This window comes from Leucobacter chromiireducens, from assembly GCF_003917135.1.
GTDB classification, from domain to species: Bacteria; Actinomycetota; Actinomycetes; order Actinomycetales; family Microbacteriaceae; genus Leucobacter; species Leucobacter chromiireducens_A.
This window is the reverse complement of sequence record NZ_RPDI01000050.1, coordinates 1-11,335: the sequence shown is the minus strand read 5'-3', so window position 1 is coordinate 11,335 and position 11,335 is coordinate 1. Positions and strand designations below refer to the sequence as shown.

Sequence of the window (11,335 nt, the reverse complement as noted above, 5' to 3'; positions counted from 1 at the left end):
GTACCGCTCCAGCACCCCGACCGCACAATCAACGAGCTCAACCGCAACACGGTGCGGGATCACCTCACGCTCCGGGACGGGCGGGGGTGCTGGGGTGCGAGGATCGGTGGGGGACATGCGCTGATTCAAGCAGGGACCACCGACATTCAGGCCCCCGAAAACCGCGGAAACACGCCACAGATCACCACGAAATCAGGAACCCCTGATCCCGGTCCAGGAACTCACCTCACCCTCCACCAGAAGGTGAACACACCCCTGAAACGCCGCAGTGCTGCGGGAGCCCGCCAACGGGCCACCGCAGCACTGCAAACGACGAAGCTAGCCGACCTTGGGCTGCTGCTGCGTGATGCAGTGGATGCCACCGCCGCGCGCGAAGAGCGGCCGCGCGTCGATCCCGATCACCTCGCGGCCGGGGTAGACCTCGCGCAGCGTTGCGAGCGCGCGATCGTCGGCGGGATCGTCGAACGAGCAGGCCAGCACCGCGCCGTTGATGACCACGTGGTTGATGTAGCTGTAATCGACGTAGCCTTCCGCGTCGCGCAGGGTCTCGGGGGCGGGCAGGTCCAGGATCTCGAACCCGGCGGACGTTGCGGTGCGATACTCCTCGGCCGCAGCGCGGTTGGCCTGCGCGATCGGGTGATCCGGGTGCGAGGCCGCGTCCTGGCGGTGCATGAGGAGCACGTCGGGGGTCGTGAACGCCGCGAGGATGTCGGAGTGCCCGCGGGTGCCGAACGTATCGTGGTCGCGCGTGAGGCCGCGCGGCAGCCAGAGCACGCTCTCCGCGCCGATGGTGCGCAGCAGCTCGGCCTCGACCTGCTCTGCGGTCCAACCGGGGTTGCGGCCCGGATCGAGCTGCACCGTCTTCGTGATGATCACGCGGCCCGCGCCGTCGACCTGAATGCCGCCGCCCTCGTTGACCATCTTCGAGTCGATGCGCTCGGCGCCCGCAGCCTCGGCCACAATCTTGCCGATGTGCTGGTCGTTCTCCCAGCTCGCCCAGTCCTGCCCACCCCAGCCGTTGAACACGTAGTTCACGGCACCGAGGCGACCATCGTCGCCGATCACGAAGCTCGGGCCGATGTCGCGCATCCACGCGTCGTCGAGCGGCGCAACGAGGCGGTCGATCTGGCCGGACAGGTAGCGCGCAGCGACGGCCTCGTCGCCCGGGTTCACGACGACCGTGACCGGCTCGTGCTCGCTCGCGGCGTTCGCGACGGCGGCCCAGGTGGTGCGCGCCTCTTCGACCTCGGCTTCGGTCTCGCCGAGCGTGTATCCGCTCGTTGGCCAGGCCAGCCACAGGCGCTCCTGCTCGTGTCCTTCGATCGGCATCCGCCAGGTGGTCATACGAAACTCCTTTGTATCGGGGAGGGGTCACCATATATTACTGGTCGCCCGCCCAATAAGGGAAGCGGTGCGACGAATTCCCGCCCGGGGGTACCATCTGTGAGTGTGCTGTGTAATATGGCACATGGCGCAAGGCTTGCGCCGCACGCATCACTCTTCCGCGTGATTCAACGAAGCATCAGGAAAGGAAGACCCATGTCTGCACCCCACGCACCGTGGTCCCGCCGCATCGCCGCAACCGGCGCGCTCGCCGTCTCCGCTGCCCTCGCGCTGACCGGATGCTCCGGCGGCCTCGCGGGCGGCGGCGACGCCGGCTCCTCGGAGGGCCCGATCAAGCTCGGCATGCTCGCGCCGTTCTCGGGATCGGAAGCGGCCTTCGGCGACTACATGAAGAACGGCGCCCAGATGGCCATCGACGAGATCAACGAGGACGGCGGCGTTGACGGCCGCGACCTCGAACTGGTCGTGGAGGACGACGCCTGCGACGCGACCGCTTCCGTCGCCGCCGCGCAGAAGCTCGTGACCGCGGGCATCTCGGTGTCGGTCGGCGGCTACTGCTCGGGCGCAACCCTGCCGACGCTGCCCATCTTCGCCGAGGCGGGGATCCCGATGATCATCCCGGCCGCGAACTCGAACGCGCTCGTCGGCCAGGGCGCGTTCCTCATCAACGGCACGGGATCGCAGCAGGCCGCGGCGATCGTGAAGTATGCGAACTCGGTGGGCGCGACGCAGGCCGCGGTGATCGACGACAACACCGACTACTCGAAGGACCTCGCCAACTCGGTCATCGAGCAGGCGAAGAGAGACGGCGACTTCGAGGTCGTGAAGACCGACTCCGTGAACCCCGACGAGAAAGACTTCGCCGCCAACGTCAACAACGTGCTCAGCGCGAAGCCCGACTTCATCGTGTGGACCGGCTACTACCAGGCGGGCGGCCTGCTGATCCGCCAGCTTCGCGAGGCCGGCTACGAGGGCACCATCATGGTGGGCGATGGCTCCGTCGACGCGCAGCTCGCCGCGATCGCCGGGGCTGAGTACACGGCAAACGTCGTTGGCTCGTTCACGCAGACCCCCGACATGCTCGAGGGCGCGGACACCTGGCTCGCGGACTACGAGTCGAGCTTCAACGCGGCGCCGGGCCCCTACTCGACCCAGAGCTACGACGCCGTGCGCGTCGCCGCCGAGGCGCTGACGCAGGCCGGATCGACCGACGGTGAGGCCGTTTCGACGGCGATCGCCGGCCTCGACGGCTTCCCGCTCTTCTCCGGCCCGGCCACCTTCACGGCGGAGGGCACGCTCGAGGGCAGCGGCGGCTTCGTGATCGTCGAACCGACGGGCGAGGGCGGCGCGTTCGTGATGAAGGACAGCCTGCAGGACTAGCGCGGATCGGGATCGCCCCGCACGCGCTGGGCGATCCCGATGAGCGGCGGCGCGCGAACGTGCGTGGCGCCGCCCCTCGCGCCCGCACCAACCACACTGCAAAGGCGGACACGTGTTTCAACTCATCTGGAACGGCCTCTTCGTTGGCTCCTTCTACGCGCTCGTCGCGCTCGGCTACAGCATGGTCTACGGGATCATCAAACTGCTGAACTTCGCGCACGGCGACCTCTACATGCTCGGCTCGTTTCTCGCGTTCGTCGTGCTCGGCGGCGTCACCGGGCTGTTCGGCCTGGGATCGATCCCGATCCTGCTCCTCGTACTCCTCATCACCATGCTGCTCACCGGCGGCATCGGCGTGATGATCGAGCGGGTCGCGTACCGACCGCTGCGCACGAGCCCGCGGCTCGCGGCCCTCATTACCGCGGTGGGCGTCTCGTTCACCCTGGAGTACTCCGTGCGGCAGATCTTCGGGGCGAGCCCGCTCGTGTTCCCGATCCGGCTCGCTGGCACACCCATCGACGTGTTCGGGGCGCGGATCACGATGCCGCAGCTCGTGCTCATGCTCGTCGCCGCGCTGCTCATGTTCTTCCTGCAGCGCTACGTGATGCACTCGCGCGAGGGCCGCGCGATGCGGGCGATCGCGCTCGATCAGAAAGCCTCGCTCCTCATGGGCGTGAACGTGAACCGGGTGATCTCGCGCACCTTCTTCATCGGCTCGGCGCTCGCGGGCGCCGCCGGCGTCATGGCCGCGGCCTACTACGGCACGATCGACTTCCTCATGGGCTTCGTGATCGGCCTCAAAGCCTTCACCGCGGCGGTGATCGGCGGCATCGGCAACCTCTACGGTGCCATGCTCGGCGGGCTCGTGCTCGGCCTCCTCGAATCGTTCGGCACGCACTGGCTCGGCGGCCAGTGGCGCGACGTCTTCGCGTTCGGCTTCCTGATCCTGTTCCTGGTGTTCAAACCCACGGGCATCCTCGGCGAGCGCGTAGTGGAAAGGGTCTGATCATGCCACAGTCCAAACTGCACCGCCTCCAGCGGCACCGCCTCCAGCGGCACCGCCTCCAGCGGCACCGCCTCCAGGTGCCCAAGCCGTTCATCGAGCGGCCGCCCGCCGTGAGCGGCGTACTCGCGCCGGAGCGCTTCATGAAGCTCGTCGGCCTCGTGCTGTTCCTCGCGGCCGCCGTGCTCCCGTTCATCACCGCGACGCCGTACATGATCTCGATCCTCACGTCCGCGATGATCTACATCATCCTCGCGATGGGCCTGAACGTCGTGGTCGGCTACGCCGGCCTGCTCGACCTCGGGTACATCGCGTTCATGGCGGTCGGCGCATACACGAGCGGCATCCTCACCACCCAGTTCGGCTTCTCGATGCTCGAGACGATCCCGCTCGTGATCATCGCCTGCATCATCGCCGGCGTGATCATCGGCGGCCCGACGCTGCGGCTCCGCAGCGACTACCTCGCGATCGTGACGCTCGGCTTCGGCGAGATCATCCGCATCACGGCGAACAACCTGCAGATCACGGGTGGCCCGTCGGGGATCCACGGGATCCCGACCTGGTCGTTCTACGGCTGGTCGTTCGCCGATGGGCTCGACATCGCCGGCATCCACTTCGGGCCGAAGATCCTGTTCTACTACTTCGTGCTCTTCGTCGGGATCGGGATCGCGGTCGTGGCGGTCGCACGCCTCGGGCGCGGCAAGCTCGGCCGCGCGTGGAAGTCGGTGCGCGACGACGAGGACGTCAGCGAGGCGATGGGGATCAACGGCTACAAGACCAAGCTTGCGGCGTACATCATCGGCGCGGTGTGGGGCGGCTTCGCGGGCACGCTCATGGCGAGCCACCTGAGCGCGATCTCGCCGAACAGCTTCGAGTTTCTGTACTCGGCGCTCGTGCTCATGGCCGTGGTGCTCGGCGGCATGGGATCCACGCCAGGCGTGATCATCGGTGCGCTCTTCGTGTCGCTCGCCCCCGAGCTGCTGCGCGAGTTCTCCGAGTGGCGCTTCCTGCTCTTCGGCGTGCTGCTCGTGATCGCGATGATCTTCCGGCCGAAGGGGATCTGGCCCGCGAACGCGGTCCTGCCGTTCCTGAAGAAACGCGAGATCCCGCAGGTGCCGCCCACCGCGGCCGCGCCGGTGATCGGCGAACTGACTGAAGAGGGGGATCCCCGATGAGCGCGAACACGGTCGCCGCCACCCCGGCGGGAGCTGCCGGGCCGGCACGCGAACACCACGTGATTCTGAGCGTGCGAGACCTCGCCGTGTCATTCGGCGGCATCACAGCCGTCGACGGCCTGAGCTTCGACGTGCACGAGGGCGAGATCGTCTCCGTGATCGGGCCCAACGGTGCCGGGAAGACGAGCGCATTCAACTGCATCTCGGGCTTCTACCGGCCGAACCGCGGTGTGGTCGAGTTCGACGGTGAGGAGGTAACACGCAAGAAGCCCTCCGCGATCACGGCGCGAGGCATGGCACGCACCTTCCAGAACGTGCGGCTCTTCACCGACATGACGGTGCTGGAGAACGTGAAGACGGGCATGCACGCGCACCTCGGGCAGAACGTGTTCGATGCCATGCTGCACACGCCGCGCTTTCGGCGCAGCGAGGCGCAGTGCGCCGAGGACGCGCGCGGCTGGCTCGACTTCGTTGGGTTCCGCGCCGACGACGAACTGCTCGTCACCCAGCTGCCCTACGGGGAGCAGCGGCGCGTCGAGATCGCGCGCGCACTCGCCACGCAGCCCAAGCTGCTGCTGCTCGACGAGCCGGGCGCCGGGCTCAACCACTCCGAGAAGAACGAGCTCATGGCGCTCATCCGCCGCATTCGGGAGCTCGGGGTGAGCATCGTGCTGATCGAGCACGACATGGGGCTCGTGATGCAGGTGTCGGAGCGCATCGTGGTGCTCAACTACGGCAAAGAAATCGCGGACGGCACACCCGAGCAGGTCAAGCAGGACCCGCTCGTGATCGCCGCCTACCTCGGGGAGGAAGACGCATGAGCACACTGACGCTCGAGCACGTCGAGCTGTACTACAACCGGGTGCACGCGCTCAGGGACCTCAGCATCGAGGTGCGCGAGGGCGAGATCGTCTCGCTGCTCGGCAACAACGGTGCGGGGAAGACCTCGACGCTGTCGCTCATCTCCGGCCTCGTGCGTGCGAAGAGCGGCGCGGTGTCCTGGGGTGGGCACGACCTCAGCAGGTCGCAGCCCTGGGACATCGTGGGGGCCGGGCTGCTGCACATTCCCGAGGGGCGGCGCATCTTCTCGACGCTCACCGTGCACGAGAATCTGCTGCTCGGCGGGTACCTCGTGAAGGATCAGAAGCTCATCGCCGAGCGTGCGGCGCACGCGTACGAGCTCATGCCGAGGCTCGCCGAGCGGCGAGACCAGCAGGGCGGCACGCTCTCGGGAGGTGAGCAGCAGATGCTCGCGCTCGGCCGTGCGCTCGTCGGTGGCCCGAAGCTGCTGCTGCTCGACGAGCCGTCGATGGGGCTCGCCCCGCTGATCGTCCAGCAGGTGATGGACATCATCCGCGCGGTGAACGCCGAGGGCACCACCGTGCTGCTGGTCGAACAGAACGCGCGCGCCGCGCTGAAGATCGCCCACCGCGCGTACGTGCTGGAGTCTGGCCGCGTCACGATGTCGGGTGCGGCGGCGGACCTCGCGCGCGACCCGCGCGTGATCGAGGCATACCTCGGCGCGTAGCGCTGTCGTTGGGGCGGCCCTGCGCTGCCCCCCCCCAACTCGAGATCGCGCGCTTCATTCGAAATCGAGTGGATTCTCTGCGGAATCTACCCAGACTCGAATGAAGCGCGCGACCTCAGTGCGTCTCAGCGTCAGCGAGATCCGCGATCTCCCCGAGCGGCAGCGGCTGCGCGATCGGGCGCTTCGCGTTCTGCGCGAGCGACGCCGCCGACGCCCCCGACGCTGCCGACACCACACCGCCAGCCAGATCGTCGCCACCCGCCAGGCACGACACCGCGAAACCGCAGACCCGCCCCTGGCACCAGCCCATCCCCGTGCGCGTGACGCCCTTCTGGCTGCGCGCATCGTCGCTCGCGAGCTCGCCCCGCGCACGCCGCAGCGCGCCAGCCGGCACCTCCTCGCAGCGGCAGACGAGCGTGTCGTCGGTGACGCGCTCGGCCCAGCCAGCCGGGACCGGGTGCGCGAGGTGCATGGCCTCCGCGAACCCGCGCTGACGGCGCACGGCGCGCAACTCGGCGCCGCGTGCGGCCAGCACGCGCTCGCCGCGGGCCTCCGCGGCGGCCACGCGGCCGGCGATGCGCCCCTCAAGGACCGCCAGCGCCGCGCCGCCCACACCGGTGAGCTCGCCAGCGAGGAGCACCCCCGAAACGGAGGATCGCTGCGCCTGGTCCACCACTGCGATGAGCGAACCGTCCGCGTCCACTCGGGTGTCGACTCCCAGCTGCACGGGAAGCTCCAGCTGCGGGGTAAAGCCCCAGCCGAGACCAACGGCGTCGACGCCCTCGATCACCCGCGCGCTGCCCGCGATCTCGCGCCCGGCGCGGTCGACGCGCGCGGTGCGGACCGCCTCGACGCGATCCCGCCCGAGAATCTCGGTGATCACCGTGCGCACGCGGTAGGGGATGCGGTGCTTCACGAAGGCTGCGATGTATTCCGCGCCCTCGACGCCCTTCGCCGGAACGCCCAGCGCCCGGTGCGCGCGCGGCAGCCAGCCGGTGAGGTCGGTCGCCTCGCACACCGCCGCCACCTCGCCACCCCACTGCGCGATGCCCGCAGCAACGGGCAGGAGGAACGGGCCGGTGCCCGCGATCACAAAGCGCGAGCCGGGCAGCATGCGATTCTGCTTCAGGAATGCCTGGATGCCGCCGGCGGCCATCACGCCGGGCAGATCCCAGCCTGGGACGGGAAGCTGGCGATCGTAGCCGCCCGTCGCGAGAACGAGGCGCGTGGCGCGGAGCTGCGTTGGCGTGGGATCCGACCCGTCCGCACGCGCAGCCTCGCCGCGCGTGCCAAACGCTGGCGTCAGCGCCAGGGCGACGCCCTCGGCGTCACGCCGCGCTGACCACACGCTCGTGCCGAAGTGCGCCGTGAGCTGGCCAGCCGCGATCCCGGCGTCGAACTCCGCGCGGAGCGAGCGGTAGGTGCGCCAATCGTGGTGCAGCGCCCCATCGTCGTCGACGCCCGCGGCTTCAGAGGCGTGCCGCCAGTACTGCCCGCCCGGCTGCGCGCTCGAGTCGATCACGCACACGGTGGCCCCGACCGCGAGCGCGCTCGCCGCAGCGGCGAGACCCGCTGGCCCGGCACCGACGATCGCGACGTCCACGCGCGCGGCGGCGCCGGTGCGCCGCAGCTGCCCGGTCATGCGAGGTCCTCGACGTCGCCCTGGCTGGCCAGCTCCGCCGCGGAATTCGCTCGCTCCGCGCAGCTGCCAGCCGGCGCCACGGTCATCCCCTCCTCGAGCGGGATCATGCACGCGCGCTGCCCGGACTCGCCGTCGATGTCGACGATGCAGTCGAAGCACACCCCGATGCCGCAGAACAGTCCGCGCGGGGCGCCAGCGCGCGTGGTGCGCCACCCGGTCCGCCCGGACGCGAGGAGCGCGGCGGCAACGCTCGCGCCGGCCGGGGCGACGAGCGGCTCGCCGTCGAAGGTGGCGCGCAGCACACGCGGCCGTGCGGCTGGGCTGTCGGTCATGCTGCGGCCTCCTCGGCGAAGCGCTCGGGTCGGAACGGGGTGAGATCACGATCGGGGGTGGCGCCAGCGAGCGCCTGCGCGAGGAGCTTCCCCGTGCCGGCGGAGAGCCCGATGCCGGCCCCCTCGTGGCCGGCCGCGTGCCACAGGCCGGGCGCGCGCGGATCGTGCCCGATGACGGGCAGGTGGTCCGGGCAGTACGGGCGGAAGCCGTGGTAGTGTCGCAGGATCCTGGTCCGCTCGAGGAACGGGAAGAGCTCGATCGCGTTCCGTGCGATGGTGCGGAGCGCTGCGGGGCTGACGGTCGCGTCGAAGCCGACGCGCTCGCGGCTCGAGCCGATCAGGATCGTGCCTGCCGGCGTGCCCTCGACGACGGGGGAAGCCTGCAGCCCCTCGTCGGAGCTGCCGACGTTGTCGACGTACTCGGCCGCGTACACCTTGTGGTGCACCATCTTCGGCAGCGGCTCGGAGACGAGCACGAAGCCGCGGCGCGGCAGCACGGGGACGTGTACCCCTGCGAGCGCGGCGATCTCCCCGGCCCAGGTGCCCGTCGCGTTCACGGTGTGCGCGGCGGAGAAGTCACCGCGCGGCGTGCGTGCCCCCGTGACGCGCTCACCCGAGCGCAGCAGCGCGGTGACGGGGGCGCGGGTGACGAGGGTCGCGCCGGCCTTGCGTGCGAGGCGCAGGAGGTGGGAGGCGGCGAGGATCGGCTGGACCTGGCTGTCCTCGGGATAGAACGCGGCGCCCAGCGCGCGGTCGGTGACGTGCGGTTCGAGCGCGCGCAGGCCGGCGGCGTCGAGGCGTTCCGACGCGATCCCGAACTCACGCTGCGCTGCGGAGAATCGGTCGAGCGACGCCAGGCTGGACTCGCGTGAGGCGACGATGACGCCGCCCTTCGACTCGAACTCCCAGAGGTCGCGGTGCTCGGCGAGCTCGCCCTTCCAGATCCCGAGCGAGTACTGGGTCAACTCAAGCTCGGGGCCGAGCTCCTTGTCGGAGACGAGAATGTTGCCCTCGCAGCGCGAGGTGGTACCGCCGGCTGGCAGATCCCGCTCGAGCACCGTGACGGAGAGGCCGGCGCGTGCGGCGAAGTAGGCGGTGGCGGCGCCGATGATGCCGGCGCCAATGATCAGGACGTCTGAGGTGCGATTCATTCGGGCTCGGCTTCGGATCGGGGTGGTGAGCTCGCCGCGTCGGAGGCCGGCGCCGCGTCAGTGTCCTCGGTGCCACCGGTGGCCCAGATCGAGCGCGCGTGGCCGATGTGCTGGCACATGAGGCGCTCAGCGCCCGCCGCGTCGTCGCGGTCCAGGATCCCGAGCAGCTCTTGGTGCTCGCGCGCGGAGTCGGCGAGCCGCCCCTCGCGCGCCAGCGTTGCGATGCCGTAGAGGCGCGTGCGCGTGCGCAGCGAGGTGGCGAGATCCACGAGCTGCGGGTTGCCGGTTCGCGTGAGGAGCAGCGCGTGGAACTCCCGATCGCTGCGCAAGTACCCCTCGAGGTCCTCGCGTTCAGCCGCGCTCAGGCACTCGGCGGCGAGCCGATCGAGTTCGCCGCGCACCTCGGCGGGAATGTTGCCGACAACGAAGTGCATGGCCGGCGGCTCGAGCAGGAGGCGGATCTGGGTGAGATCCCGCAGATCCTCCGGGCTCATCTTCGTGATGCGGAAGCCCTTGTTCTTGATCGTCTCGACGAGGCCCTCGCGCGCGAGATCCATCATCGCCTCGCGCACGGGCGTCGCCGAGACCCCGAGTGCCTGGCCGAGCGACGGCGCCGAGACGACCTCGCCCTCGGCGAGCCGCCCGGTGATGATGGCCGTGCGCAGTTGCTCGAGCACGGTCTCGCGCAGGTTCATGGGGCGCTCAAGCGGCGTCCACGGCGACGGCTGCTCGGAGGCGGTGGGAAGCGGTGACATGTGAACTCCTCAGCGAATCGTGCGCGCCCTGGCGTCAGAGAATACTGTGGAGGCGCAGATCAGATCCTCCCACGACATGCCGACTCCGCTGTAGAAGGCTGGCCGACCAGGGGTGCGTGTCACCTCGCCGCGCACCAGCTCCTGCAGGTTGCGCGGCGCGGTGTCGGATGCCCAGGCCGCCGCGTCGAGCGCGGTGGCGAGGTTGCCGTTCTCCCGTGCGGCGGATGCGCGGCCCTCGACCACGATGTCCGCGCGGGTCACGAGCGCGTCGTCCACCTCGCGGAGCTCCCGCCCGTGCGTGCCCACCGCCGCAACGATCGCGGAGTCGCGCACGAGCGCGCCGTCGAACAGCGGGGTGCTGGCGCTCGTGACGCACAGAATGATGTCCGCCTCGCGCACGGCGGCTGCGACGTCTTCGCCGCGATCGCGGATCCCGAGCTGCGGGAACTCGCGCTGCAGCGCTGCGACGCGCTCGGGGCGTCGGCCGACCACGTCGACGCGGGCTCCGGGGAAGGCGGCGAGCGTTGCCTGGATGTGTCCGACGGCCTGGACGCCGGCCCCGAAGACGAGCACGCGGGGCGCCGCGGGGAACAGCGTCGGGGCGATCTCGGCGAGGTGGCGCACCGCCATGAGCGTCACCGCCGGGGTGCGGATCGCGGTGAGGCTCGCCCCCTCCAGCACCGCGACGGGCGACAGCGTGTCCGAGGAGTACAGGATGTAGAGCCCCTGGATCTTCTCGAGCCCGCGGTCCGGGTTGTGCGGGGCGACCGTGAGCGCCTTCAGCCCGCTGAACTCGGCCCCCTGCGCCGGCATGAGGAGGAACTCGCCGTCGGGGGCGGGGCTGAACAGGCGCGGCCCATCCAGCTCGGGATCGATGCCGCCACGCAGACCGTCGGCGATCGCGGCCATCGCGCGTTCGAACGGCAGGGCCTGCCGCACCGCGTCGGCGTCGAAGTAGGGCAGCGCGTGAGGAGCTGGGTGCGTGGTCACAGCAGGAACCCCTTCGGGAACGGATCGCTCGGATC

11 protein-coding genes are annotated in these 11,335 nt (G+C 70.0%); 5 read left to right on the top strand and 6 right to left on the bottom strand.

Annotated features, from left to right (window positions below):
- Positions 1-318: 318 nt before the first annotated feature.
- Complete coding sequence (locus EGM46_RS14010) at positions 319-1,344, bottom strand: agmatine deiminase family protein (protein WP_125100745.1); 1,026 nt, start codon at positions 1,342-1,344, stop codon at positions 319-321.
- Positions 1,345-1,539: 195 nt separating this feature from the next.
- On the opposite strand from EGM46_RS14010, the gene EGM46_RS14005 reads away from it, so the two are divergent.
- The 5 genes from EGM46_RS14005 to EGM46_RS13985 all read left to right on the top strand — a co-directional run bounded on the left by EGM46_RS14005 (position 1,540) and on the right by EGM46_RS13985 (position 6,430).
- On the top strand, positions 1,540-2,724 hold the full coding sequence (locus EGM46_RS14005) for a branched-chain amino acid ABC transporter substrate-binding protein (RefSeq protein WP_125100744.1): 1,185 nt from the start codon (positions 1,540-1,542) through the stop codon (positions 2,722-2,724).
- Positions 2,725-2,836: 112 nt separating this feature from the next.
- Positions 2,837-3,730 (top strand): branched-chain amino acid ABC transporter permease, encoded by an 894-nt coding sequence (locus EGM46_RS14000; protein ID WP_125100743.1) that lies wholly within the window; start codon positions 2,837-2,839, stop codon positions 3,728-3,730.
- A 2-nt stretch (positions 3,731-3,732) separates the two neighbouring features.
- The gene (locus tag EGM46_RS13995; RefSeq protein WP_206427591.1) at positions 3,733-4,902 is read left to right on the top strand and encodes a branched-chain amino acid ABC transporter permease; all 1,170 of its coding nucleotides are present in this window, start codon (positions 3,733-3,735) and stop codon (positions 4,900-4,902) included.
- Complete coding sequence (locus EGM46_RS13990; protein WP_125100742.1) at positions 4,899-5,723, top strand: ABC transporter ATP-binding protein; 825 nt, start codon at positions 4,899-4,901, stop codon at positions 5,721-5,723. Before EGM46_RS13995 ends, EGM46_RS13990 begins: the two co-directional genes overlap by 4 nt.
- On the top strand, positions 5,720-6,430 hold the full coding sequence (locus EGM46_RS13985; protein ID WP_125100741.1) for an ABC transporter ATP-binding protein: 711 nt from the start codon (positions 5,720-5,722) through the stop codon (positions 6,428-6,430). Before EGM46_RS13990 ends, EGM46_RS13985 begins: the two co-directional genes overlap by 4 nt.
- A 115-nt stretch (positions 6,431-6,545) precedes the next feature.
- Here the strand turns inward: EGM46_RS13985 and EGM46_RS13980 are convergent, their stop codons facing one another.
- The 5 genes from EGM46_RS13980 to EGM46_RS13960 are packed head-to-tail and all read right to left on the bottom strand — an operon-like array spanning position 6,546 to position 11,300.
- The gene (locus EGM46_RS13980; protein ID WP_125100740.1) at positions 6,546-8,072 is read right to left on the bottom strand and encodes an FAD-dependent oxidoreductase; all 1,527 of its coding nucleotides are present in this window, start codon (positions 8,070-8,072) and stop codon (positions 6,546-6,548) included.
- Positions 8,069-8,404 carry a 2Fe-2S iron-sulfur cluster-binding protein gene (locus EGM46_RS13975; protein ID WP_125100739.1) on the bottom strand — a complete coding sequence of 112 codons (336 nt, stop codon included), beginning with the start codon at positions 8,402-8,404 and terminating at the stop codon, positions 8,069-8,071. The genes EGM46_RS13980 and EGM46_RS13975 overlap by 4 nt, the downstream gene beginning before the upstream one ends.
- Positions 8,401-9,555 (bottom strand): NAD(P)/FAD-dependent oxidoreductase, encoded by a 1,155-nt coding sequence (locus EGM46_RS13970; RefSeq protein ID WP_125100738.1) that lies wholly within the window; start codon positions 9,553-9,555, stop codon positions 8,401-8,403. The genes EGM46_RS13975 and EGM46_RS13970 overlap by 4 nt, the downstream gene beginning before the upstream one ends.
- On the bottom strand, positions 9,552-10,310 hold the full coding sequence (locus EGM46_RS13965) for a GntR family transcriptional regulator (RefSeq protein ID WP_125100737.1): 759 nt from the start codon (positions 10,308-10,310) through the stop codon (positions 9,552-9,554). Before EGM46_RS13965 ends, EGM46_RS13970 begins: the two co-directional genes overlap by 4 nt.
- Positions 10,311-10,319: 9 nt before the next feature.
- Positions 10,320-11,300 (bottom strand): ornithine cyclodeaminase family protein, encoded by a 981-nt coding sequence (locus tag EGM46_RS13960; protein WP_241156365.1) that lies wholly within the window; start codon positions 11,298-11,300, stop codon positions 10,320-10,322.
- Positions 11,301-11,335: the final 35 nt, after the last annotated feature.